This is a genomic window from Dechloromonas denitrificans (assembly GCF_020510665.1).
Classification (GTDB): domain Bacteria; phylum Pseudomonadota; class Gammaproteobacteria; order Burkholderiales; family Rhodocyclaceae; genus Azonexus; species Azonexus denitrificans_B.
Genome location: NZ_CP075187.1, coordinates 3,187,247 through 3,210,923, shown reverse-complemented (window position 1 = coordinate 3,210,923; position 23,677 = coordinate 3,187,247). Strand labels below are relative to the sequence as shown.

General features: G+C 59.7%; 25 protein-coding genes and 1 riboswitch. Of the genes, 14 read left to right on the top strand and 11 right to left on the bottom strand.

Going from position 1 to position 23,677, the window contains the following annotated elements:
- Positions 1-6: 6 nt before the first annotated feature.
- The 4 genes from KI614_RS15135 to KI614_RS15120 are packed head-to-tail and all read right to left on the bottom strand — an operon-like array spanning position 7 to position 3,145.
- Positions 7-330 (bottom strand): rhodanese-like domain-containing protein, encoded by a 324-nt coding sequence (locus KI614_RS15135; RefSeq protein WP_203467858.1) that lies wholly within the window; start codon positions 328-330, stop codon positions 7-9.
- Positions 330-983, bottom strand: coding sequence for a protein-L-isoaspartate O-methyltransferase family protein (locus tag KI614_RS15130; RefSeq protein ID WP_226406682.1), 654 nt, complete (start codon positions 981-983; stop codon positions 330-332). Before KI614_RS15130 ends, KI614_RS15135 begins: the two co-directional genes overlap by 1 nt.
- Positions 984-1,043: 60 nt before the next feature.
- Positions 1,044-1,676, bottom strand: coding sequence for a TetR/AcrR family transcriptional regulator (locus KI614_RS15125; protein ID WP_226406680.1), 633 nt, complete (start codon positions 1,674-1,676; stop codon positions 1,044-1,046).
- A 53-nt stretch (positions 1,677-1,729) separates the two neighbouring features.
- Positions 1,730-3,145, bottom strand: a complete 1,416-nt coding sequence (locus tag KI614_RS15120; RefSeq protein WP_226406678.1) for a carbonic anhydrase — start codon at positions 3,143-3,145, stop codon at positions 1,730-1,732.
- 120 nt (positions 3,146-3,265) lie between these two features.
- A riboswitch (TPP riboswitch) is annotated at positions 3,266-3,373 on the top strand.
- A 53-nt stretch (positions 3,374-3,426) separates the two neighbouring features.
- Here KI614_RS15120 and thiC point away from each other — a divergent pair.
- The gene (gene thiC / locus KI614_RS15115) at positions 3,427-5,343 is read left to right on the top strand and encodes a phosphomethylpyrimidine synthase ThiC (protein WP_226406677.1); all 1,917 of its coding nucleotides are present in this window, start codon (positions 3,427-3,429) and stop codon (positions 5,341-5,343) included.
- Positions 5,344-5,393: 50 nt separating this feature from the next.
- Here thiC and KI614_RS15110 read toward each other — a convergent pair whose 3' ends face one another.
- The 3 genes from KI614_RS15110 to KI614_RS15100 form a co-directional block, all read right to left on the bottom strand.
- Positions 5,394-6,713 carry an IS4 family transposase gene (locus tag KI614_RS15110; RefSeq protein WP_226405073.1) on the bottom strand — a complete coding sequence of 440 codons (1,320 nt, stop codon included), beginning with the start codon at positions 6,711-6,713 and terminating at the stop codon, positions 5,394-5,396.
- A 122-nt stretch (positions 6,714-6,835) separates the two neighbouring features.
- The gene (locus KI614_RS15105; protein ID WP_226406676.1) at positions 6,836-7,519 is read right to left on the bottom strand and encodes a DUF3334 family protein; all 684 of its coding nucleotides are present in this window, start codon (positions 7,517-7,519) and stop codon (positions 6,836-6,838) included.
- A gap of 142 nt (positions 7,520-7,661) precedes the next feature.
- Positions 7,662-8,612, bottom strand: a complete 951-nt coding sequence (locus KI614_RS15100) for a GlxA family transcriptional regulator (protein WP_226406675.1) — start codon at positions 8,610-8,612, stop codon at positions 7,662-7,664.
- A 123-nt stretch (positions 8,613-8,735) separates the two neighbouring features.
- On the opposite strand from KI614_RS15100, the gene KI614_RS15095 reads away from it, so the two are divergent.
- The 9 genes from KI614_RS15095 (at position 8,736) to mgtE (ending at position 16,931) form a co-directional block, all read left to right on the top strand.
- A complete protein-coding gene (locus KI614_RS15095; RefSeq protein WP_226406674.1) occupies positions 8,736-9,359 on the top strand; it encodes a cysteine hydrolase family protein in 624 nt (207 codons plus the stop codon).
- A gap of 67 nt (positions 9,360-9,426) precedes the next feature.
- Positions 9,427-9,666, top strand: a complete 240-nt coding sequence (locus tag KI614_RS15090; protein WP_226406673.1) for a YkgJ family cysteine cluster protein — start codon at positions 9,427-9,429, stop codon at positions 9,664-9,666.
- Between the two features lie 33 nt (positions 9,667-9,699).
- Positions 9,700-10,524 carry an undecaprenyl-diphosphate phosphatase gene (locus tag KI614_RS15085; protein WP_226406672.1) on the top strand — a complete coding sequence of 275 codons (825 nt, stop codon included), beginning with the start codon at positions 9,700-9,702 and terminating at the stop codon, positions 10,522-10,524.
- Positions 10,509-11,090, top strand: coding sequence for a YqiA/YcfP family alpha/beta fold hydrolase (locus tag KI614_RS15080; protein WP_226406671.1), 582 nt, complete (start codon positions 10,509-10,511; stop codon positions 11,088-11,090). Before KI614_RS15085 ends, KI614_RS15080 begins: the two co-directional genes overlap by 16 nt.
- Before the next feature lie 7 nt (positions 11,091-11,097).
- On the top strand, positions 11,098-13,008 hold the full coding sequence (locus tag KI614_RS15075; protein WP_226406670.1) for a ribonuclease catalytic domain-containing protein: 1,911 nt from the start codon (positions 11,098-11,100) through the stop codon (positions 13,006-13,008).
- Positions 13,005-13,883, top strand: a complete 879-nt coding sequence (locus KI614_RS15070) for an energy transducer TonB (RefSeq protein ID WP_226406669.1) — start codon at positions 13,005-13,007, stop codon at positions 13,881-13,883. The genes KI614_RS15075 and KI614_RS15070 overlap by 4 nt, the downstream gene beginning before the upstream one ends.
- Positions 13,880-14,704, top strand: a complete 825-nt coding sequence (aroE, locus tag KI614_RS15065) for a shikimate dehydrogenase (protein ID WP_226406667.1) — start codon at positions 13,880-13,882, stop codon at positions 14,702-14,704. Before KI614_RS15070 ends, aroE begins: the two co-directional genes overlap by 4 nt.
- On the top strand, positions 14,701-15,396 hold the full coding sequence (gene mtgA, locus KI614_RS15060) for a monofunctional biosynthetic peptidoglycan transglycosylase (protein ID WP_226406665.1): 696 nt from the start codon (positions 14,701-14,703) through the stop codon (positions 15,394-15,396). Before aroE ends, mtgA begins: the two co-directional genes overlap by 4 nt.
- A gap of 92 nt (positions 15,397-15,488) precedes the next feature.
- A complete protein-coding gene (gene mgtE / locus KI614_RS15055; RefSeq protein WP_203469254.1) occupies positions 15,489-16,931 on the top strand; it encodes a magnesium transporter in 1,443 nt (480 codons plus the stop codon).
- On the opposite strand, the gene sugE is transcribed toward mgtE, so the two are convergent.
- From sugE to thiD, 4 genes are read right to left on the bottom strand one after another with little or no spacing between them, the layout of a single operon-like run.
- Entirely contained in the window at positions 16,923-17,261 is a 339-nt protein-coding gene (gene sugE / locus KI614_RS15050; RefSeq protein WP_226406664.1) for a quaternary ammonium compound efflux SMR transporter SugE, read from the bottom strand. The two genes, mgtE and sugE, sit on opposite strands and share 9 nt — an antisense overlap.
- A complete protein-coding gene (hemL, locus tag KI614_RS15045; RefSeq protein ID WP_226406663.1) occupies positions 17,258-18,541 on the bottom strand; it encodes a glutamate-1-semialdehyde 2,1-aminomutase in 1,284 nt (427 codons plus the stop codon). Before hemL ends, sugE begins: the two co-directional genes overlap by 4 nt.
- Positions 18,538-19,170: a thiamine phosphate synthase gene (gene thiE / locus KI614_RS15040; RefSeq protein WP_226406662.1), complete on the bottom strand. Its 633-nt coding sequence runs from the start codon at positions 19,168-19,170 to the stop codon at positions 18,538-18,540. Before thiE ends, hemL begins: the two co-directional genes overlap by 4 nt.
- Positions 19,160-20,023, bottom strand: coding sequence for a bifunctional hydroxymethylpyrimidine kinase/phosphomethylpyrimidine kinase (gene thiD, locus KI614_RS15035; protein ID WP_226406661.1), 864 nt, complete (start codon positions 20,021-20,023; stop codon positions 19,160-19,162). Before thiD ends, thiE begins: the two co-directional genes overlap by 11 nt.
- A 224-nt stretch (positions 20,024-20,247) precedes the next feature.
- Between thiD and KI614_RS15030 the strand changes: the two genes are divergently transcribed.
- The 4 genes from KI614_RS15030 to KI614_RS15015 are packed head-to-tail and all read left to right on the top strand — an operon-like array spanning position 20,248 to position 23,650.
- Positions 20,248-20,622 carry a response regulator gene (locus tag KI614_RS15030; protein WP_226409378.1) on the top strand — a complete coding sequence of 125 codons (375 nt, stop codon included), beginning with the start codon at positions 20,248-20,250 and terminating at the stop codon, positions 20,620-20,622.
- A 15-nt stretch (positions 20,623-20,637) separates the two neighbouring features.
- Positions 20,638-21,003, top strand: a complete 366-nt coding sequence (locus tag KI614_RS15025) for a response regulator transcription factor (protein WP_203467842.1) — start codon at positions 20,638-20,640, stop codon at positions 21,001-21,003.
- A 5-nt stretch (positions 21,004-21,008) separates the two neighbouring features.
- The gene (locus tag KI614_RS15020; protein ID WP_226406660.1) at positions 21,009-21,521 is read left to right on the top strand and encodes a chemotaxis protein CheW; all 513 of its coding nucleotides are present in this window, start codon (positions 21,009-21,011) and stop codon (positions 21,519-21,521) included.
- A 35-nt stretch (positions 21,522-21,556) separates the two neighbouring features.
- The gene (locus KI614_RS15015) at positions 21,557-23,650 is read left to right on the top strand and encodes a methyl-accepting chemotaxis protein (RefSeq protein ID WP_226406659.1); all 2,094 of its coding nucleotides are present in this window, start codon (positions 21,557-21,559) and stop codon (positions 23,648-23,650) included.
- Positions 23,651-23,677: the final 27 nt, after the last annotated feature.

The following is a 23,677-nucleotide window of genomic DNA, read 5'->3' as shown; positions in this document are numbered from 1 at the left end:
CCATCCTCAGTATCGATGCATCGTGGGGTCAACTTCTCCTGCCCAGGCTTCTACACCGCCGGCCAGGTTGTGCAATCGTGCATAACCCTTGCGCTCGAGAAACATGGCAACCTGCATGCTGCGTCCGCCGTGGTGGCAAATGACGACAAGCTCACGCTCCGGGTCGAGCTCATCGCAGCGCAGGGGGACCGTGTGCATCGGGATGAGCAGCGAATCAGGCAAATGGCAGAGTTCGAACTCCCACGGTTCGCGCACGTCGAGCAGAATCGGCTTGGGCTGGCTGTCATCAGCCAGCCATTCGGCCAGTTGGCGTGCGCGAATCTGCTGCATCAGAACGAGAAACCTGATTCGGGCGTGGTGCCGTCGATTGCAGGAATGACCGTTTCGAACAGGTTGACCGTGTTGTAGATGCCATCGGCGGTACAGGTGATCAACTGGGCTTGCATGACCGGGGCCAGGCCAACCGTGACGGCAAGACGGCCACCGACGCGCAATTGCTTGAGCAACGCGGCGGGCAGGGTGGGCAGAGAGCCGGAAACAACAATCGCGTCGTACGGACCGGACTGGCTCCAGCCTTGGGCGCCATCGGCAACTTCGATCGTGACGTTGGCGACACCAGCACGCTCCAGATTCTGGCGAGCGGATTCAGCCAGTTCCGGACGGGATTCGACCGTCACAACGTGTTCGGCGCGCGCCGCCAGCAAGGCCGCCATGTAGCCGCTGCCGGTGCCGATTTCGAGAACCTTGTCGGTTTTCTTGATGCCGAGTTCCTGCAGCAATTTGGCTTCGACGCGCGGTGCCAGCATGACCTGGCCATCGCCGAGCGGGATTTCCATGTCGGCAAATGCCAGGTTGCGGTAGGCGGTCGGTACGAAATCTTCGCGCTTGACCACGAAAAGCAGGTCAAGCACCTGCGGATCCAGAACCTCCCAGGGGCGGATCTGTTGTTCAATCATGTTGAAACGTGCTTGCTCGATATTCATGTGGGTCTCCGCAGGCTTAATATTAGCACAAGCTAATATATTGATTCCGAGAAAGCAAAATTATACCTGACTCCCGCGCAAGCCTTGGCGCAGGAGATCCATGTGAATTTGCAGGTAAAGACCTGAATCGCCTTCGCTGTTTTGGCAGCAGGCCATCGAAAAGCGCCAGATCAACAGCATCAGGATGGGGGCGATGATCACGTCGATGGTCGTTTCAACATCCATGTGCCGGAATTCGCCGGAAGCCATGCCGCGCTCAAGGGCTGCGCCGACCAGGGCTCGCCCGCGCTTGATGACGTTTTCGTAATAAAAAAGTGCGACGTCCGGAAAGTTTCTGGCTTCGGCAACCATCAGCTTCGGGATGCCGGCCAGTCGAGTCTGTCCGATCTTGCTCCACCAGTTGCCGAGCAATTTTTCCAGCAGGTCGAAGCTGCTGCCGCAATGTTGGGCGGCGATGGCTTCGTTTTCGGCAACAACCGGGACGATGCCTTCCTGAATGACCGCCTTGAACAGCGCTTCCTTGCTGTCAAAGTAGAGGTAGAGCGTACCTTTAGATACGCCGGCGCTGAGGGCGACATCTTCCAGTCGTGTCGCGGCGAAGCCTTTCTCGACAAACAGGCTGAGCGCAGCTGTGGTCAGCTCCGAAGGACGGGCTTCCTTGCGACGTTTACGGGCGGGTGGTGAGACTGACATGGGTAACTTAATGACTCGTTGGTCATTAAGTTACCACTTCGTCTTGTCTACGGTCAACGACCTTCCTTGATCATCCGGCTGCTGGCAGGCTGGATGGGGCGTGCGTTGTTGCGGTACAGCCGGCTGAAGATGTTGATCTGTTCCGGCGAAACCTGCACCGGCTGTTTCATGACCAGCCAGAGCACGCCTTCGGTACAGGGCGGGGTCGTGAGCGAGCCCATGTAGGTGTAGTAATTCTGGTCGGAAGGCAGCAGGTTGGCCGGGTTGATTACCGGGCCGGGCGGCGAGACCTCGACGTTTTTCTCCAGGGGCATGTTGTTCCAGAGCGTCTGGATGAACGGGTTCTCGCTGCCTCGCTCAAGTAGCACGGCGACCACGGCCAACTGGCCTTCGTCCGATTTATGCACCAGATGCACCACCATGTCGAAGCGCTGGCCGTTCACCTTTTCTTCGGATGGACGATGGAAATGGAACTGGACCAGTTCGTAGGTTTTTCCGGTCAGGCTAATCGAGCTGTCGCCGACGGCAACCTGCACGGTGTGTCCGTTGTCAATGATGCGGAAGGTTGATGGACGGTAGCTGAACTTGATCTGTTCGAGATCGACCTTGATGCCTTCCTTGATGTCGATCGGTGACTGACGCTGGCCGATGGCACAAGTCTTGTTTTTCGGATCGATCTTGGCCCAGTTATCGGGGCCGCCTTCGCCGTCATAAGACCAGTGAATGTGGGCGTGCTGGAGAGCCGGCTCGCTCTGTGCCAGTTCCAGCATGTAACCGCCGGTCTTTGCCGGTTTGGCAGGTTTGGCCGGTGATGAGCTGTGCACCACGACGTGGCTTGCCTTGGGCGGTGCCGCTTTCGGTGGTGCCGGTTCGTGCGCGGCTTCTGCCGCAGGTTTCAGATTCGGCTTGATTGAAATCGGCGCAGCTTGCTCGGCCTTGGCGGCGGGTGCGTGGCTGGTGTCGGATGCCTTCATTGCGCCGGACTTGGCGAGATCTTTCTTGATCATCGCTTCGTTGGCTTCCTTCAGCTGGCTGGTGGCTTCGTTGGCTTTTTGGGCAACCTCGGTCACGCTTTCCTTGGCTGGGCGGCAAACTTCGCGCAAGACCTTGTCGTCGAGCGTGCCGGTACGGACCGGCAATTCGGCACCCTTGATCTCTTCCTCGCGGACGACTTCCGACTCGTTCTTCTTGTAAATGCGCTTGATCGTGCTGGCATTGCGCGAGCCGCAGTCGTAGCGCGTGATTGCTTCAATGACCCGGTAGCCGGCGCCGGACTTGGCATCGACGATTTCCTTTTCGAGGATGACCCGTCCCTGGGCTTGAACCTTGCCGCCATCTTCACGTTTGATGCTGGTCCGGTCGAGTTCGATCCGTTTTCCCGGTTCGGACGAGATGGTTTGCCAGGTCGGTGCGGCGGCCGCGCACCACGGCAGCGTCGCCAGCAGGGCGGCAATAGTCAATAAGCGCATGTTTAACCCCTTTGATTTTGTTTCTTTTTGGCTTGCCATGGATATTTCGGTCAAAATTGAGAAATCTTGAGCAAGGAATGTCATTCCTTGCATTTTGCCTGTGTTTCCAGTAACTTGCAGCCCACTCGTTAGGGGTGTCTGCCGCCATGTATTTGCTGCGGTCGACTGAGAAAAACCCTTCGAACCTGACCGGGTCATGCCGTCGTAGGGAAACGAACTCTCCGTTGGAACCAGATCGCTCCTTGCCCGTCTTACCCGCTGTGTCCCCGCATGGAGCTCCAATGAACGCCAAAGAACAATTCCTCGCCGCCAACGCCCACGTCGACGAGGCCGCAGTCCAGCCGCTGCCCAATTCCCGCAAGATTTACATCGAAGGTTCGCGCCCGGACATTCGAGTACCGATGCGCGAGATCATGCAGGATGACACGCCGACCGCCTTCGGTGGGGAAAAGAATCCGCCGATCTACGTTTATGACTGCTCCGGCCCGTATTCCGATCCGGATGCCAAAATCGACATCCGCTCTGGCCTGCCGGCTTTGCGTGCCCAATGGATCGCCGAGCGTGGCGACGTTGAAGAGCTGCCCGGCCTGAGTTCCGAATTTGGCCAGAAACGCGCCGACGACAAATCGCTCGACGAACTGCGCTTCCCCGGCCTGCACCGCAAGCCGCTGCGCGCCAAGGCCGGCCAGAACGTCAGCCAGATGCACTACGCCCGCCAAGGCATCATCACGCCGGAAATGGAATACGTCGCCATCCGCGAAAACAACAATCGCCGCGCTTATATCGAATCGCTGCGGTCGACTGGTCCGCAGGGCGAAAAAATGGCCAAGCTGCTCGGTCGCCAACACCCCGGCCAGAACTTTGGCGCCAGCATTCCCGAAGAAATCACCCCGGAATTCGTGCGCAGCGAAATCGCCCGCGGTCGCGCCATCATCCCGAACAACATCAACCACCCGGAAAGCGAGCCGATGATTATCGGCCGCAACTTCCTGACCAAGATCAACGCCAACATCGGCAACTCGGCGCTCGGCTCTTCCATTCAGGAAGAAGTCGAGAAAATGACCTGGTCGATCCGCTGGGGCGGCGACACCGTGATGGACCTGTCCACCGGCAAGAACATCCACGAAACGCGCGAATGGATCATCCGCAACAGCCCGGTCGCCATCGGCACCGTGCCGATCTATCAGGCGCTGGAAAAGGTCAACGGCAAGGCCGAAGACCTGACCTGGGAAATCTTCCGCGACACGCTGATCGAACAGGCCGAGCAGGGCGTCGACTACTTCACCATCCACGCCGGCGTGCTGTTGCGCTACGTGCCGCTCACCGCCAACCGGATGACCGGCATCGTCTCCCGTGGCGGCTCGATCATGGCCAAGTGGTGCCTGGCGCACCACAAGGAAAGCTTCCTCTACACGCACTTTGAGGAAATCTGCGAAATCATGAAGGCCTACGACGTTGCCTTCAGCCTCGGCGACGGCCTGCGTCCCGGCTCGATCTACGACGCCAACGACGAAGCCCAGCTTGGCGAACTGAAGACCCTCGGCGAACTGACCCAGATCGCCTGGAAGCACGACGTGCAGGTCATGATCGAAGGCCCCGGCCATGTGCCCATGCACATGATCAAGGAGAACATGGACCTGCAGCTTCAATACTGCGACGAAGCCCCGTTCTACACCCTCGGCCCCTTGACCACCGACATCGCGCCGGGTTACGACCACATCACCAGCGGCATCGGCGCCGCGATGATCGGCTGGTACGGCACGGCCATGCTCTGCTACGTCACGCCCAAGGAACACCTCGGCCTGCCCGACAAGGACGACGTCAAGACTGGCATCATCACCTACAAGCTCGCCGCCCATGCCGCCGACCTGGCCAAGGGCCACCCCGGCGCGCAGATCCGCGACAACGCGCTGTCCAAGGCGCGCTTCGAATTCCGCTGGGACGATCAGTTCAACCTCGGTCTCGACCCGGACAAGGCGCGTGAATTCCATGACGAAACGCTTCCGAAGGAATCCGCCAAGGTCGCCCACTTCTGCTCCATGTGCGGTCCGCACTTCTGCTCGATGAAGATCACGCAGGAAGTTCGGGAGTTTGCGGCGCAGCAAGGTTTGGATGAAGCGGCTGCGCTGGAGAAGGGGATGGAAGTGAAGTCGGTAGAGTTCGTGAAGGCCGGGGCTGAGGTTTATAGCAAGGTCTGAGTGCAACATCCCGAATGAAAAAGGCGGCCATTTGGCCTAATGCAGTTCAGTTAAGGCTCTTTTAGGTGACGAACGGCGTAACGAGCCGGTCTGGCTTTGACGACACGGGGGCATTTTCGCCCCCGTCGTTTTTCCACGATAGCCATCTGCAACTGCAAACGCAGGCGCGCCAGATGGGACGGCAGTTTCCCCGGACTCATTCCCGCCGCCCAGATCAGTTCGTGCTGGATGATGTGCAGTGCGCGCAGGAAGCTCAGATCGGTCGGAGCGACGCGCGCTTCAGTGGCCGCCTTGGCGATTTCAAGTCTGATCAGGTTGTAGGCAATTAAGGCCCCCCAGATTTCCTGATTGACCCCTTCGGGCAAACGCGAGCGCAAGGTCAGCGCTTCGCCCAGCATCGATTGCTTGAGCTCGCGGTAGCTGGTTTCAATTTCCCAGCGCCGGCGATAGCAGTCCGCCAGATCCTGCGCTTTGATGCGGCGGCGATCGAACAATGAGGTCAGCAGTACCCGGCTTTGACCATTGGCCGACTCGACTCGAATGGCACGGGCCTCCCAGGCCTCGGGCAGATCAGGGACCTTGACGCGCGCTTGAGGAGATATACGCAAACGAACCCGACAATCCTCGGGCGTTCCCGACAGGACTTCGTATTGCGTGTTGGACTTGGCGGGGATCAGGTAATGCCGCTCGGTGCCCGCAGCACTCAAGCCCAACAATATTTCCGCAGAAACAAAGCCCTTGTCGAAGACGGTCAGGGAATGGTCCTCGATCCGACCGATCAGCGCCTTGGCGTAAAGCATTTCGTTCTGGCCGTATTGGCCAAACTCGATGGCCGAGACCAGATGGGTGGGCAGTGCCGTCAGGCTGACGGCACGCACCTGAGGATAGGAGGCCACTTTGCCGCTGGCGTAGCGTTGGGCACCAAAGAATTCGCGGTTCTCGGGGCTGTCCGGCACCCGAAAGGTGGTGCCATCGACCGCCCATAGCGAAAGTCCCTTCCACTGATTCGCGACCTTCTCCTGTGCGCACCAGGCTTGGGCCGTTTGCTCGAACAACCATTGCAGCGGGGCTTGGCCAAGGCGAGCCCGCGCCTGCGTGATCGCACTCTTGCAGACCGCCTCGATTCGGGTGTCGGGCAAGGCCAGATCCAGGGTGCTGAGTACTTCTTCCATCGACTGGCGACGAAACAACGCCAGGGCGATCACCAGCCAGACCACTTGCTCCGCCGGCAAACGACGGCGGCGAACACTCGCCACCCCATGCGCGCTGAGCGCCTGCTCAATCCACTCATACGGCAAATGAGCCGCCAGACGATCGAATCCGATCGTCGGCATGACATCTGTCGTAATGGAGAGCTGGCTGGACAACATCGTTCGCCACGTTAACCATTCGGCGAACTGTCCACAAGCCCCAAAATGAAAAATGCCGCTCACCTAAGTGAACGGCATTGGGCCATTTGGCCGCCTTTTTATTTGTTCCGGATTTTTGCCAACTACATCCCGAGCGATTTCAGCAAATCGTCGTGCTCGCTGGATTCAGTGGCTTGTGCTGTGGCTTGGGCCGGCATGGCGGCTTGGGCAATCAATTCGTCGGGATCAGGCGCATCGCTGGCTTCGAAGTCGAACAGCTTGATGAATTCGGTGCCATCGATTGCCATTTCGAGATAGAAAATATTGTTGCGCCCGGTGTGGAAAGTGACGCGACGGGCTTCCGGCTTGTCGAGGTTGGTGTCGACGCTGAGCATGACCTGCTTGTTGAGGACCAGCATCTTGGGCTGGTTTTGCGTGATCTGGGTTTGCAGTTCGCGGGCAACCTTGCCGGTGAAATCGCCGACGATCTGGTTCATCAGTTCGCCCATCACATTGCTCACTTCGTCCGCGGTGTGCGAGCTGGCCAGTTCATCCTTGGCCATGCCCATGTTGAGCATGTAGCTTTCGTACAGTTCCATCGCCGCCTGCGATGAAAAGTTGATGACGACCAGCCCCGAGAAGCCGCCGTCGAACAGTACGAAGCAGCCGATGTCCGGCTTGAGGCAGGTCTTGGTGATGCGCTGGACCATGCCGGAGAAATGGATGGGGCTTTGCGTGGCGACGGTAAGAACCCGTGACACTGAATTGCACAGGCTCAGCAGGATGTCTTCGGTGCCGAATACGACTTTTTTTTCTGGGGTGCTCATGGGCTAATCGTCCTGCTGGATAGGTATTGCGAATATATAGCACAGCTAACCAGCATCGACAGTGGCTGCACTGAATGAATTTCAAGTATTCGTCGAAAATGCCATTTCTGGATGGTTGACCGTGGTATTGGCATTTTGCTGTTTATTTACCGTTGAAGGTCTCCCGCCAGATGCTCGGTGAAACGCCGAAGGCTTTGCGAAAGTGGTGGCGCAGGGTGACGGGCGAGGCGAAGCCGGCGAGATCAGCAATTTGTTCGATATCGTGCTCTGTGCCTTCGAGCAGGCGCTGGCTCAATGCCAAACGTTGTCCGAGCAACCACGCGCTGACGGTGCTGCCGGTGAGTTGCCGGAAATGGCGGGTAAAGGTGCGACGGCTCATCAGCGCGCGCTGGGCCAGGCTGTCGAGTGTGTGCGCTTGCGCCGGGTTGGTGCGCACCCAGTCGAGCAATTCGGCCAGTCGTGAGTCGTTGGCGCTGGCCGGGACGGGTTGTTCGATGAACTGTGCCTGTCCGCCTTGCCGGTGGGGTGGAACAACCAGGCGGCGAGCAACGCTATTGGCCGTTTCGGCCCCGTATTCCTGGCGCAGCATGTACAGGCAACAATCAATCCCGGCGGCGGTTCCGGCCGAGGTCAGTATCCGGTCGTCGGCAATATATAGAACATTGGCGTCGACTTGGGTCAGCGGATAGCGTCGGGCGAAATCTGCGGCATAGGCCCAGTGGGTTGTTGCCCGACGTCCGTCGAGCAGGCCGGCAGCAGCCAACACGTAAGCGCCGAGGCATAGGCCGACGATTGTCGCGCCACGCTGGGCCGCTGAAGTCAGTGCGCTGAGTAATGCGGTTGGCGGCGTCTCGGTCGGGTCGCGCCAGCTTGGGATGATGACGATGTCGGCACGGGTCAGGGCTTCCAGTCCGTGATTGACGTGAATGGCGAAGCCGGCGGTGGTGTTCAGGCTACCCGGTTCGACGGCGCAGACGGTGAGTTCGAATGACGGGGCGCCCGGATGGGAGTCGCCGAAAACGACGCAGGGAACAGAGAGGTGGAAGGGGCTGATCCGTTCGAAGGCGACAACGGCGATGCGCAGCTTGGGCATTGGGTTCAATCTCGATGCGACAGAATTGGCCCGATATTATCGCTAATTGTCTATCGGGCCACTTACCGGCGGCTGAGGTTCTGCGAATAATGGCACCATCCCAACGCCAACAAGGAAACGATCATGTCTCAAATCAAGCGCGCACTCATCGTCATCGACGTGCAAAATGAATATTTCACCGGAAATTTGCGGATCGAGTATCCCGATGTCCGGATTTCACTGCCGAATATTGGCCGGGCGATGGATGTGGCGCAGGCCGCCGGGATTCCGGTGGTGGTGGTGCAGCATCTGGCGGCAGAGGGGGCGCCGGTTTTTGCCAGGGGAAGTGTGGGGGCGGAAATTCACCCTGAAATCGCCGGTCGACCGCACGATCACCAGATTGAAAAATCCTTGGCCAGCTGTTTCGTCGGTACCGATCTGGAGGCGTGGTTGCGCGAGCGTCAGATCAATACCTTGAGCATCGTCGGCTACATGACGCACAACTGTGACGATTCGACGGTTCGCCAAGCGGCGCATGCCGGCTGGAAAGTTGAATTGCTGCATGATGCCGCCGGTTCGCTGCCTTATGCCAACGCAATCGGTTCGGCAACGGCCGAGGAAATCCATCGTGTTTTCACGGTCGTGATGCATACCGGTTTTGCTGCCGTGGTCAGTACCGATCAATGGCTGGCGGCCGTCGCCGAACACAAGGCTTTGTCGGCCGACAATATTTATCTGTCGAATCAGCGCGCCATTGCGCAGCGTTGAACCGAATTGATCTGCTTGAGGGTGAAAATCGGTGAAAATCGCCGTCTTTCACTCTCGGTGCTCACGCATGGAATGTCGTCCCGGCTGTGGCGCCTGTTGCATCGCACCCTCCATCTCTTCGCTGAACAAGCCCGCCGGACAGCCCTGTCCGAATCTGGATGACGATTTGCGCTGCACGATTTTCGGCCGGCCCGAGCGGCCTTCCTGCTGTGGCGGCTTGCAGCCTTCGCTGGAAATGTGCGGCGAGTCGCGCCAGCAAGCCATGATCTGGCTGGCAAATCTGGAGGCGGCTACCCGACCGGGATAGTAGAATGCCGGCTTCTTGTATTGGCTGCATTCCATGGACCCGATTCTGCTGCTTAAAGCCCTCATCCTCGGTATCGTCGAGGGCCTGACTGAATTTCTGCCGATCTCGTCGACCGGTCATTTGATTCTGGCGGGCGATTTGCTCAATTTCAACGACGATCGCGGCAAATTATTCGAAATTGTCATACAGTTCGGTGCGATTCTCGCGGTCGTCTGGGAGTATCGTCAGCGTTTGCTGGTCGTGGCGCGCGGCGCGTTGAGCGATAAAGCCGCTCAGAAATTCATTCTCAATCTCTTCGTTGCCTTCTTGCCGCTGGCGATTCTCGGCTTGCTGTTCGGCAAGGCGATCAAGGCCAATTTGTTCAACCCGATTGCCGTCGCCAGCACCTTCATTCTTGGGGCATTCGTCATCCTCTGGGCGGAAAAACGCGAACACACGATTCGCGTTCAGACGGTTGAAGAAATGAGTCTGCTCGATGCGCTGAAGATGGGCATCGCGCAGGCGTTTGCGCTGATTCCCGGTACCTCGCGCTCAGGGGCGACGATCATTGGTGGCCTGCTGTTCGGCTTGTCGCGCAAGGCGGCGACCGAGTTTTCCTTCTTCCTGGCCATTCCGACCATCGGTGCGGCAACGGCTTACCAGTTGTACAAGGAGCGGGCGCTGCTCAATTTCGACGATGTCGGCATGTGGGCGGTCGGATTCATCTCGGCTTTTGTCTCGGCGTTCCTGTGTGTGCGCTGGTTGTTGCGCTTCATCTCCAGCCATGATTTCACGCCATTCGCCTGGTATCGCATCGTTTTCGGCATTGTCGTGCTGTCGACCGCGCATTTCGGCTGGGTGCAGTGGGCGGCGCATTAAGTCGTCCGCAGGTTATTTACCTGCACGGCTTTTGTTCGTCGCCGGCCTCGTGGAAATCGCGTTTGCTGGCTGAGGCGATGGCTGCGCGCGGTCTGGCCGGGCGCTTTGCCTGTCCGCAGTTGTCGCCCTTTCCGGCGCAGGCCATGGCGGACGTGTCGCGCCTGATCGAAGCGGCTGATGGCCCGGTAACCCTGGTTGGCAGTTCGCTCGGCGGGCATTACGCCCATTTTCTGGCCGAGCGGTACAGGCTGAATGCCGTGCTGATCAACCCTGCTGCGGTCGACCGGCTGGAATTGGGCAAATTTGTCGGTGAGCACCACAATTTCCATAGCGGCGAGCGTTTTGTCTTTGGTCAGGCGCATGTCGAGGAATTGCGTGCGCAAGTCAGGCCGCCGACAGTGGATCGCTACTGGCTGCTGGTTGAAACCGGCGACGAGGTGCTGGACTACCGGCAGGCCGTGAAATTTTACGCCGGCTGTCGCCAAAGCATCCTGCCCGGGGGTGATCACAGCTTCACCCGCTTTCCCGAGTTCATTCCGCAAATCCTTGAATACGCTGGGTTATAATCCGCCGATGAATGTATTGTTTGAAGAAGACGGCGGCTTTAAGACCGGTGTCATCATGGCTGACAACGACACCTCGTTGCAGATCGAGATGCCCTCCGGCAAGCGCAGCAAAATCAAGTCCGCAACCGTGTTGTTGCGTTTCGAAAAGCCATCGGCGGCAGTCATGCTTGAGCAGGCAACGCCGCTGGCTGAAGAAATTGAAGCGGACTTTCTCTGGGAGTGTGTCAACGATGGCGAATTTTCGTTTCTTGATTTTGCCCGTGATTACCACGGCCACGAACCCAGCCCGGTCGAAGCGGCGGCGGTGTTGCTTGCCCTGCACGCAGCGCCCATCTATTTCCATCGCAAAGGTAAGGGCCGCTTCCGCAAGGCGCCTGCCGACATTCTCGCAGCTGCTCTGGCCGGTCTTGAAAAAAAGCGTCAGCAAGCGCTCGCCATGGAAGGCTGGATTGCCTCGCTGAAGGAATTCCGTCTGCCGCCGGAAATAGCGGCAATGACCGACGCTTTGCTTTATGCGCCGGACCGCAACAAATCCGAAACCAAGGCATTTGAGACTGCCTGTGCCGAAACCGGCCTGACTGCCCCGCAACTGCTGTTCAAATGCGGCGCCATCAAGTCGGCCTATTTTCTGCACTATCGTCGCTTCCTGCATGAGCAGTTCCCCAAGGGCACGGCTTTCCCGCCGCTTGATGCGCCGAAGTTGCCGCGCGATCTGCCGCGTGCCGATGTCCGTGCCTTCTCGATCGACGATGCCAACACCACCGAGATCGACGATGCGCTGTCGGTCGTCAAACTGCCCGGCATCGGTTCGCGCATCGGCATCCACATTGCCGCACCGGGGCTGGCCATCGAACACGGTTCGCCGCTGGACGGCATCGCTCGCGCCCGTTTGTCCACGGTGTACATGCCAGGCAACAAGATCACCATGCTGCCGGATGCCGTGGTCCAGAACTACACGCTGGCCGGTGGCGCCGATTGCCCGGCCGTGTCGCTTTACCTGACGGTCAATGACTCGCTGGAAATCCTCAGCCACGAATCGCGGCTGGAAATGGTGCACATCGCCGCCAACTTGCGTCACCACGAGATCGAGCCCTGGTTCAACGCCGAAACCATCAACGGCCCTTTGCCCGACCAGCCGTTCAAGGATGAACTGGTCCATCTCTGGCATTTCGCCAATGCCTGCGAAGGTCGGCGCGGCAAGCCTTCCGCGATGCAGGGCAACAATGATTACAACTTCGGGATCGAAGGCGATCTGGCCGACCCCGATGCGTGCATCGTTGAAATCAGCGAACGCAAGCGCGGCAGCCCGCTCGACAAGCTGGTCGCCGAGTTGATGATCGTCGCCAACTCGACCTGGGGTGGCCTGCTTGCCGAGAAGAATGTTGCCTGCCTGTACCGTGCCCAGACGCAGGGCAAGGTGCGCATGACGACCTCGCCCTTGCCGCACGAAGGCCTCGGCGTACCGCAATATGCCTGGATGACCTCGCCGCTGCGGCGTTATTGCGATCTGGTCAATCAATGGCAACTTATCGCCTGTTTAAGGGGTGAATCGCCGGCGTTCGCGCAGAAATCGGCGGAGTTGTTTGGTGCGATGCGCGATTTCGAAATCACCTATGCGGCTTACGCCGACTTCCAGCGTCTGATGGAGCGTTATTGGTGTCTGCGCTGGTTGCAACAGCATGGCATTTCGGAAATTGATGCCACGGTGCGGCGTGAGCAACTGGTCAAGCTCGACCATCTGCCCTTGATGCTGCGTGTCCCGTCGCTGCCGGTCGATCTGGCACCGGGGCGTCGGGTGCGTCTGGCGATTGAGAGCCTAGATTTGCTGGCGCCGGAAGTGGCCGGGCGTTTTGTCGCACTGCTCGATGCGCCGGAAGCCGACATGGCCGCTGCCGATGAGGAGGATAGCGCGCAGTGAAGGCGGTCGCATTGCACTGGCAGTTGATGCAAACCGACAGTCGCCGGCTCTGGCTGGCGATCGGCATATCGATGCTGGTGCATGTGCTTGTCCTGACGCTGCACTTCAAGTTTCCCGAGGCGTCGAACTCGATGCGCGAAAAGGCGCTCGATATCATCCTGGTCAATTCGAAATCGGCCCGCAAGCCGACCGACGCGCAGGCGCTGGCCCAGTCGAATCTGGATGGCGGCGGCAATACCGACGAAAACCGGCGGGCCAAGACGCCGCTGCCGCCAACGCACCAGCAAGTGACGGGCAGCGATGTGCAGCAAATGCAGCGGCGGGTCCGCGAGCTTGAAGCGCTGCAGCAAAAGATACTGACCCAGACGCGTAGTTCGCGGAGCATCTCGGCCGGTGAAAACACCAATGTCCAACCTACGCCGGTGACCACGGTCAGCGGTCTCGACCTGGCTGAATCGGCCCGGGCGATGGCCCGTCTTGAAGGCGAAATCAGCAAGAGTACCGACGAATACAGCAAACGGCCGCGCAAGAAATTCATCGGGGCGCGTACCGAGGAATACCGTTTTGCCCAGTACATCGAGGACTGGCGGCAGAAAATCGAACGCATCGGCACGCTCAACTACCCGGCTGCGGCGCGCGGCAAATTGTATGGTTCGCTGGTGTTGACCGTGTCAATCAATGCCGATGGCCAGATTGGCCGCATCGACATCAATCGCTCGTCCGGCCACAAGATGCTCGACGATGCGGCGCGGCGGATTGTCCAGATGGCCGGACCCTATTCGCCGTTTCCGCCCGATATCCGGCGCGATACTGATGTTCTCGAAATCACCCGCACCTGGTACTTCACCCAGGGCGATCAACTCTCTGCCAAATGACCGATCTCTACGCCGTATTCGGCAATCCGATTGCCCATTCCCGGTCGCCTGACATCCACACGCGTTTCGCCCGGGCGTGTGCCCAGGATTTGCGTTACGAGGCGCGTCTTGCTGCGGTCGACGGCTTTGCCGAGGCAATTTCCGCATTTGTCGCCAGTGGCGGCAAGGGCGCCAATGTTACGGTGCCCTTCAAGGAAGAGGCTTTCCGTTTGAGCACCCGGTTGAGCGATCGGGCGCAGCGCGCCGGGGCCGTTAATACGCTGATTTTCAAGGGCGCTGAAATCCATGGCGACAACACCGATGGCGCCGGTCTGGTGCGTGACATCGAATGCAATGCCGGCCTGCCACTGGTCGGCAAGCGTGTCCTGCTGCTGGGGGCCGGTGGCGCTTCGCGTGGCGTGATTGCCCCGAGTCTGGCGCGCGGGCCGGCCAGCCTGTTCATCGCCAATCGCAGCGCCGACAAGGCGGTGGCCCTGGCCAGCAGTTTCTCTGCGCTTGCCGCGGTCGACGGCGGTAGTTTTGCCGAAATCGCCGGACGGCAATTCGATGTGGTGATCAATGCGACATCGGCCAGTTTGTCCGGCGAAAGCCTGCCCCTGCCCGTCGGTGTTTTTGCGGCTGGTGCACTGGCTTACGACATGATGTATGGCAAAGGCGAAACGCCGTTCCTGAAACTGGCGCGCGAGCAGGGCGTGGCCTGCTGTGTGGACGGTCTGGGCATGCTGGTCGAACAGGCGGCCGAGGCTTTCTTCATCTGGCGCGGCGTGCGCCCTGAAACCGGTGTTGTGCTGGCCGATCTGCGGGCGAAACTCGGCGCATGAGAGCCCTGGGCCGCTGGCTCAAATGGGCGCTGCTCGGCCTGCTCGGCTTGTTTCTCGTCTGGCAGCTATGGTTGTTGGGTTGGGTGCTGTTCTGGGGCTGGGCCAATCCCGGTACAACTCGCTTCATGGACATCCGTCTGGCCGAGTTGCGCGTCAACAAACCCGATGCCGTTCTGAAGAAGGAATGGGTGCCTTATGAACGGATTTCAATTCACCTGAAACGGGCGATCATCGCAGCCGAAGACGCCAAATTCGTCGATCATGAAGGCTTTGACTGGGAAGGTATCCAGAAAGCCATGGAAAAGAACCAGAAGAAAGGCCGTTTTGTGGCCGGTGGCTCGACCATCAGCCAGCAACTGGCCAAGAATCTTTTCCTGACGCCGAGCAAATCGTATTTTCGCAAGGCCGAAGAGGCGATCATCACCTTGATGCTGGAGAATCTGTGGAGCAAGCGGCGGATTTTCGAGGTCTATCTCAACGTGATCGAGTGGGGCAACGGGGTTTTTGGTGCCGAGGCCGCTGCCCGGCATTATTTCAATGTTGGCGCCGCGCAACTCGGCCCGGAGCAGGCCGCCCGGCTGGCCGGGATGGTGCCCAATCCGCGGTATTACGATAAAAATCGCGGGGCATCCGGTCTGGGACGCAAGACTGGCATCATTCTGGCGCGCATGCCGAGCGCCGAAGTGCCCTGAACGCTGCAAATTAAGGGTTTTCCGCAGTTATTTTGTCAAAACCCTGACATCCGCCCGGTGCTAAAATGGCGCACCTTTTGCCGCAGCGCACCATGAGCGAAGAAGCCCAACTGACCGATACCGAAGACTTGCAGGAGCGCCTCGCCGAGGTGCAGACCCTGCTTGCCCGGCACAAGCTGGTCGAAGAGTTGGTGCATCGCCAGGAAGGGCCACGCCACGACCTGGTTGAAGACATGGTGCACAAGCAGCATCTGAACGAGCTGCAGCACAAGCTTGAGCCGATGCACCCGGCCGACATCGCCTACATCCTGGAAGCCTTGCCGCTCGATGAGCGCTTGATTGCCTGGGATCTGGTCAAGGCCGAGCGCGAAGGCGAAATCCTGCTCGAAGTTTCGGATGCCGTTCGCGAAACGCTGATCGACTCGATGGAGCGGACCGAGCTGGTCGCGGCGGCTGAAACGCTGGACGCCGACGAGCTTGCCGACCTGGCACCCGACCTGCCGCAAGGGGTTATCGACGACGTTTTCCGCGGCTTGTCGGTCGAAGAGCGCGAGCAGTTGCGTGCGGCCATGTCGTACCCGGAGGAGTCGGTCGGCTCGATCATGGATTTCGACATGGTCACGGTGCGCGAAGATGTTTCGCTTGAAGTGGTTTTGCGCTATCTGCGCCGTTTCGACGAACTTCCCGACCATACCGACCAACTTTTCGTGGTCGACCGCGACGAACGCCTGAAAGGCGTGTTGCCGTTGAATATCCTGCTGGTCAATGAAGTCGAGGTCGAAGTCGGGGCCTTGATGCAGACCGACTTTGTCGAACTTGAACCGGACGATCTGGCCGACGAAGCCGCCAAGGCGTTCGAACGCTACGATCTGGTCTCGGCCCCGGTCGTCGATCCGGAAGGTCGGCTGGTTGGCCGCGTCACGGTCAATGCGGTGGTGGACTTCATCCGCGAAGAGGCCGAGAGCGAGCAACTGGCCCAGGCCGGTCTGCGCGAAGAAGAAGATATCTTTGCCTCGGTGTGGGACTCGGTGAAAAATCGCTGGGCCTGGCTGGCGATCAATCTGGTCACCGCCTTTATCGCCTCGCGCGTTATTGGCGCTTTTGAAGATTCGATCGAAAAGCTCGTGGCACTGGCTGCACTGATGCCGATTGTTGCCGGGATCGGCGGCAACTCGGGCAACCAGACGATCACGATGATCGTCCGGGCGATTGCCATGGGCCAGGTTCAGCCGGATGCGATGCGTCGCCTGCTGCGCAAGGAGCTCGGCGTGGCGACGATCAATGGCCTGATCTGGGGCGGCTTGCTGGGGATTTCAGCCTGGTGGCTGTACGGCAGCTTCAAGCTGGGTCTGGTGATGACCGCAGCGATGACGCTGAATCTGCTGCTGGCTGCGTCCGCCGGGGTGGGTATCCCCTTGCTGCGTCAGAAATTCGGTGCCGACCCGGCCATTGGCGGGTCGGTGATGATTACCGCCCTGACCGACTCGGGCGGTTTCTTCATCTTTCTCGGTCTGGCGACGCTGTTCCTAATGTGAGTCCGGCGTCAGCAGCTTGAGCCCGACAATGCCGGCCACAATCAGGCCGATACTGGCCAGCCGCGCCGCTTCCCGTGACTCGCCGAACAGATAGATACCCAGAATCGCCGTGCCGACCGCGCCGATGCCGGTCCAGATCGCATAGGCCGTACCAAGCGGCAAAACCTTTAACGACCAGCTGAGCAGCACGACACTGGCGACCATCGCCAGCACGGTCGCCGCCGAAGGCCAGAGCCGGCTGAATCCCTCGGTATATTTCAAACCGACCGCCCAGCCGACTTCGCACAGGCCGGCGATGAAAAGAATGAGCCAGGCTTGGGTCGGGCTCATTTTTGCGTGGCGAACCAGGCGTCGGCGGCTGCAATCGTGGCGGCAATGTCGGCTTCGCTGTGCGCGGCCGAGACGAAACCGGCTTCGAAGGCCGACGGCGCAAAGTAATGGCCGGCATCGAGCATGGCGTGGAAGAAGCGGTTGAAGGCTTCCTTGTCGCAAGCCAGGACTTCGTCGTAGGTGCCCGGGCACTGCTCGGCAAAATAGAGGCCGAACATGCCGCCGACATTCTGGGCGGCAAAGGCGATGCCATGCTTTTTCGCTGCGCCGACCAGGCCGTCGCACAGGGCCTTGGTTTTCGCGGTCAACGCTTCGTAAAAGCCGTTTTCCTGAATCAGTTTGAGCGTTGCCAGGCCGGCTGCAGTGGCGATCGGGTTGCCGGACAGCGTGCCGGCCTGATAGACCGGGCCGAGCGGGGCGATTTTCTCCATGATTTCGCGCTTGCCGCCGAAAGCGCCCAGTGGCATGCCGCCACCGACCACCTTGCCGAAAGTGGACAGATCGGGCGTGATGCCGAACAGGCCTTGGGCGCTTTTCAGGCCGACACGGAAGCCGGTCATCACCTCATCGAAAATCAGTACCGAGCCATTCTTCGTGCACAGTTCGCGCATGGCCTTGAGGAATTCGGCCGTTGGTGCAATGAGGTTCATGTTGCCGACGACCGGCTCGACGATAACGGCGGCGATCTTGTCGCCATGCTTGGCGAAGGCGTCGGCCAGTTCCTGCGGATCGTTGTAGGTCAGCACCATGGTCGTCTCGGCGGTGCCGGCAGGCACGCCGCTCGACGATGGGTTGCCGAAGGTCAGCAGACCGGAGCCGGCCTTGACCAGCAGGCCGTCGGAATGGCCGTGGTAGCAGCCTTCGAACTTGATCAGGATGTCACGCCCAGTAAAGCCGCGAGCCAGCCGGATGGCGCTCATCGTTGCTTCGGTGCCGGAGGAAACGAGGCGCACCATGTCCATCGACGGCACCAGTTCGCAGAGCAGGTCGGCGATGTCGACTTCCTTCTCGGTCGGTGCGCCGAAGGACAGGCCATCGACCACGGCGGCCTGGACGGCGGCAATCACCTCGGGGTGGGCGTGGCCGAGGATCATCGGACCCCACGAGCCGACGTAGTCGGTGTACCACTTGCCGTCCGCATCCTGCACCTTGGAGCCGACGCCCTTCTGGAAGAAACAGGGGGTGCCGCCGACCGAGCGGAAGGCGCGAACCGGTGAATTGACGCCGCCGGGGATGTGACGCTGGGCGCGTTCGAAAAGTTGTTGGTTACGAGAGGTCATGCCTTGGATTCCTCGAAAAGACGTTGATAGGCGGCGGCGCGGGCAGTGATATCCGGCGCGGAAAAAAGATCGGTAATGACGGCCAGCAGATCGGCGCCCGCCGCCAGCAAAGGGGCGGCGTTGTCGGTCGTGATGCCGCCGATGCCGCAGCTGGCGACTGTCAGCGTGGATTTTGCCTGCTGAAAGAGGTCGACCGTGGCAAGTGGGGCGTTTGGCTTGGTCGGCGAAGGATAAACGGCGCCGAAAGCGACGTAGTCGGCGCCGGCTTGCGCCGCTTTGTGGGCCAGCGCAAGACTGGCGTAACAGGATGCGCCCAGGATTTTGTCCGGTCCGAGTATGGCGCGGGCAGCAACCAGATTACCGTCGTCGGCGCCCAGATGAACGCCATCGGCCTTGATCAGCACGGCCAGTGCCAGATCGTCGTTGATCAGCAGTTTGGCTTGATGGTCTGCCGTCAATTCACGCAGTTGCCGGGCGCGCGCCACGCGTTCTGCCGGCGAGCTGGTTTTGTCGCGGTATTGGATGATGCGGCAAGCACCGCGCAGGGCTGCTTCGACATCGGCCAGCAAGCGTTCGCCATCGCTCTGGTCGGGCGTGATGGCGTACAGACCGCGCAATTTAAACGGCATCGTCGGCTTTCGGGGCATCTTCGGGTTCTTCTTCGCTTCTGGCCCAGAAAAAGCGGTCGGGGATGAATTGCCCCATGCCCGGGCGCAACGGATTGGCCAGCGTTTGCCAGGTGTAGTCCTGGGCGTCGCGCACGGCATCCTCGACACTGGCGCCGCCAGCGATGCAGCCGGCAATGGCCGACGCCAGCGTGCAGCCCGAGCCGTGGTAGCTGCCGGGCAGGCGTTCCCAGTCGTCGCGGCGGATGATGCCTTCGGCGCCGTAGAGCGTGTTGACGACCTGTGGCGTGTTTTCATGCGTGCCGGTAATCAGGACATATTGCGCGCCCATTTCGATCAGGCGCTGGGCGCAAACCTCGATCGATGGCTCATTTTCGTCGTCCGGATTTTCGGCCAGACGGCGCGCCTCAGGCGCGTTGGGCGTGAGGAGCGTGGTTTGCGGCAACAGCATTTCGCGCATGGCGGTGATGATTTCCTCGTCGGAAAATTCATCGCCTCGCCCGGATGCCAGGACTGGATCGAAAATCAGCGGGATTTCCGGGTAGTCGCCGACAATTTCGGCCACCGCCAGAACGTTTTCCAGGCTGGCCAGAACGCCGATCTTGAAAGCCGCAACCGGCATGTCTTCGAGCACTGTGCGGGCCTGCTGTTCAAGCAATTCGGCCCCGAGCGGATGGACGCTTTGCACGCCGACCGTGTCCTGAACCGTAATGGCGGTCAAGGCGGTCAAGGGATGGCAGCCGAGGCTGGCCAGCGTCATGATGTCCGCCTGTATGCCGGCGCCCGACGAAGGGTCGCTTGCTGCAAAGACCAGAACGGAGGGAAGAAGAGAGGCTTTTGGCGTGTTTGTGGTCATGAAGATCGCGTCGTTGGCAGACACGAAGGGGATTCGGTAAGATGGCCGCGATTTTATCCGAATCTGACGGTGAGGACGCCGCTGTGACAATGTGGCAACAGTGAATTGACGACTACGTTTACCTACGACTTCCGTAGTAAGATGCCGAGAACGTATGAACGTTCCATAACAGGCCAGAGGGCGGGGAATTGGCTGATCTAACAACACTGCGCGGCGTCAGGGTCATGGTCATTGACGACAGCAACACGATACGGCGAAGCGCCGAGATTTTTCTCGTCCAGGCCGGCTGTCAGGTTGTCCTCGCCGAAGATGGTTTCGATGCCCTGGCCAAGGTCGCCGATCACCAGCCTAGCGTTATTTTCTGCGACATCATGATGCCGCGCCTCGATGGCTATCAGACCTGCGCGCTGATCAAGAAAAATCCCCGTTACAAATCCACCCCGGTCATCATGCTTTCTTCAAAGGATGGCCTGTTCGATCGGGTTCGCGGCCGCATGGTCGGCTCTTCCGAATATCTGACCAAGCCCTTTACCAAGGACAGCCTGCTGCAGACGGTTGCCAGATTTGCCTTTCCGTCAGCGACAGAATCCAATTCGTAAGCCCAGAGAACCAGAATGCCAGTCAAGAATATCCTCGTTGTCGATGACTCTCCCACCGAACGCTTTTTCACGGTCGACGTGCTGGTCAAGGCCGGCTATTCGGTGATTACTGCCGAAAATGGCGAAGAAGGTATTGCCAAGGCCAAGTCGGAAAAGCCGGATCTGATCCTGATGGATGTCGTGATGCCCGGCTTGAACGGTTACCAGGCGACGCGAACGCTGACTCGCGACGATGAAACCAAGGACATTCCGATCATCGTCTGTACCTCCAAGGGCCAGGAAACCGACAAGATCTGGGGCTTGCGCCAGGGGGCGGTGGATTACCTGGTCAAGCCGCTCAATGCAGACGAGCTGCTGCAGCGCGTTTCTGCCCTGCCCTGAGCGGTATGGCCCGGAAAGTCAGCCTCAGGGATTTTCAGGAATACCTGTCTGGTCGTCTCAAAACGGCCGCGCAGGGCAAGGGAACGGCTGCCTGGCTGGGGGTCGAGGCGGGCAACGAGCCATGGCTGGTCGACCTTGCCGATAGCGGCGAAGTCGTCCAGGCACCGGTGATGATGAGTGTGCCGCTGACGCAGCCGTGGTTTGCCGGAATCGCCAATATTCGCGGCAACCTGCATGCCGTGACTGATTTTTCGGCTTTCCGCGGTGGGGCAGCGACTACCCAGAATGCCAGTGCGCGCCTCTTGCTTGTCGGGACCAAATTCGGGGCCAATTCTGCGCTGCTCGTATCGCGCATGCTGGGACTGAAGAATCCCGAGAACTTCGCCCTGGCGGCGCCAGATGATGCCGCACCGGCCTGGGCAGCCGCACGTTATACGGATGTAAATGGACAGGTCTGGCGCAAGCTTTCAGTGCGCGACCTGCTCGTCGATCAAGATTTCATGAATATCGGGTTCTGATCCCGGATTTTCCGGGGCCCCAGTGGAGAGTTTTCATGGCTAATAGCCTTAATCGTCCGAATGATGGGTTGACCGCAAAATTGCAGTTGCCCGCATTCATCGCCAAGCAGCCGGTCGTCCAGCAGATGAAGACACTGGGTGGTGTCTTTGTGGTCCTGCTGCTGGTGATTGCGGCGCTGGTCTTCCATGACAATCGCGAGTCGACCCACGGCACGGCTTATATCGCCGCTTCCGGTGAGATGCGCATGCTTTCGCAGCGACTGGCCAAAGCTTCTTCCCTGGCGCTGCAGGGTAATGCGGCAGCCTTCACGCAACTGGCCGAGTCGCGCGAAACCTTTGCCCAGTTGCTGCAACGTCTGACGGAAGGCGGCGACATCGGTGGCGTCAATGTGCCGGCGTCGTCCGGTTCGATGCTGGCTGGCATTGAGGCATTGAACCAGCGCTGGGCATCGACGGACAAGGACGCCCAGGCGGTAATCGCCCAGGAGAAAAGCCTGGTTGCGCTTGGTCGCAACGTGGCCACGATCGACAACAAGAATCCGGCCATGCTGGAACTGACCGATCAACTGGCGGCACTCAAGTTGCAGGCCGGTAGCTCGGCCCGCGAGATTGCGGCGGCCAACCAGCTGGTGATGTTGACCCAGCGGATCGCCAAGAATGCTTCGGCCTTGCTGGTCGGTGATGAAATCAACCCTGAAGTTGCCTTCCTGCTCGGCAAGGACACCAATGCCTTCCGCGATATTCTGGCGGGCCTGAGCAAGGGCAATGACATGCTTCGCCTGTCCGGCAACAACGATCCGGAAAGCCGGGCCAAACTGGCCGAGCTCGATACGGCGTTCAAGGAATATCAGGAAGCGATCGCCAGCATTCTGGGCAACATTCAGCCACTGGTGCTTTCCAAGCAGGCCGGTTCGCGGATTTTCCGCGAGAGCGAGGATCTGCTCAAGGCGACCGACGACCTGGCTCGCGGCTATCAGGACAGCCTCTCCGAACGGGCGATCTATATTGTGTTGCTTCTGATCTTGTTGCTTGCTTCGCTGGCCACGCTGGCGCTGCTTGCCAAGATCTATCTCGACGATACCGGGCGCCGGGCACTGGCGGCTGACCAGCAGCGTCAAACCTCGGAGCAGACCAATCGTGAAAACCAGGACGCCATTCTGCGCCTGATGAACGAACTGGGCGACCTGGCTGACGGCGATCTGACCGTGACGGCAACCGTGAGCGAAAACATTACCGGCGCCATCGCCGACTCGATCAACTACACGATTGAAGAGCTGCGCGTGCTGGTCGGGCGGATCAACGATGCGGCAAATCGAGTCACGGCGGCGACCGAAATCGCCCGCCAGACTTCGGCCGAGTTGCTCAGCGCAGCCGAGCGCCAGTCGCTTGAAATTCAGGAAGTTGGCCAGTCGGCACTGGAAATGGCCAGTTCGATGAGCCAGGTTTCCGGCAATGCAACGCAGTCCGCCCAGGTTGCGCGCCAGTCGCTGATGGCTGCTGAAAAGGGGACGCAGGCGGTACATGACTCGATCAAGGGCATGAACGAAATTCGCAAGCAGATTCAGGAAACCTCGAAGCGAATCAAGCGTCTTGGCGAAAGCTCGCAAGAAATTGGCGAAATCGTGGAGCTGATTTCCGACATTACCGAACAGACCAACGTGCTGGCCTTGAACGCAGCCATCCAGGCGGCTTCGGCCGGTGATGCCGGTCGCGGTTTTACCGTGGTGGCGGAAGAAGTGCAGCGACTGGCAGAGCGCTCCGGCGAAGCAACCAAGCAGATTGCGGCGATTGTGAAAACTATTCAGACCGACACGCAGGATGCTGTTTCCGCCATGGAGCAATCGACCCAGGGTGTGGTCGAGGGGGCCAAGCTGTCCGACGCGGCCGGTCAGGCGCTGACCGAAATCGGTCAGGTGTCGCGCGATCTGGCCGACCTGATTCAGGATATTTCAAGCTCGACACAAACTCAGGCCAATTCGGCCTCGCATGTGGCAACGCTGATGCAGGACATTCTGCGGGTGACCGAGCAAACCACCGCCGGTACGCAGCGTACTGCCGAAGCCGTGGATGAACTGACGGCACTGGCTTCCGAACTCAAGGGCTCGGTTGCCGGCTTCAAGGTCGATTGATAGGCAGCACGGGATACCATGAACGCG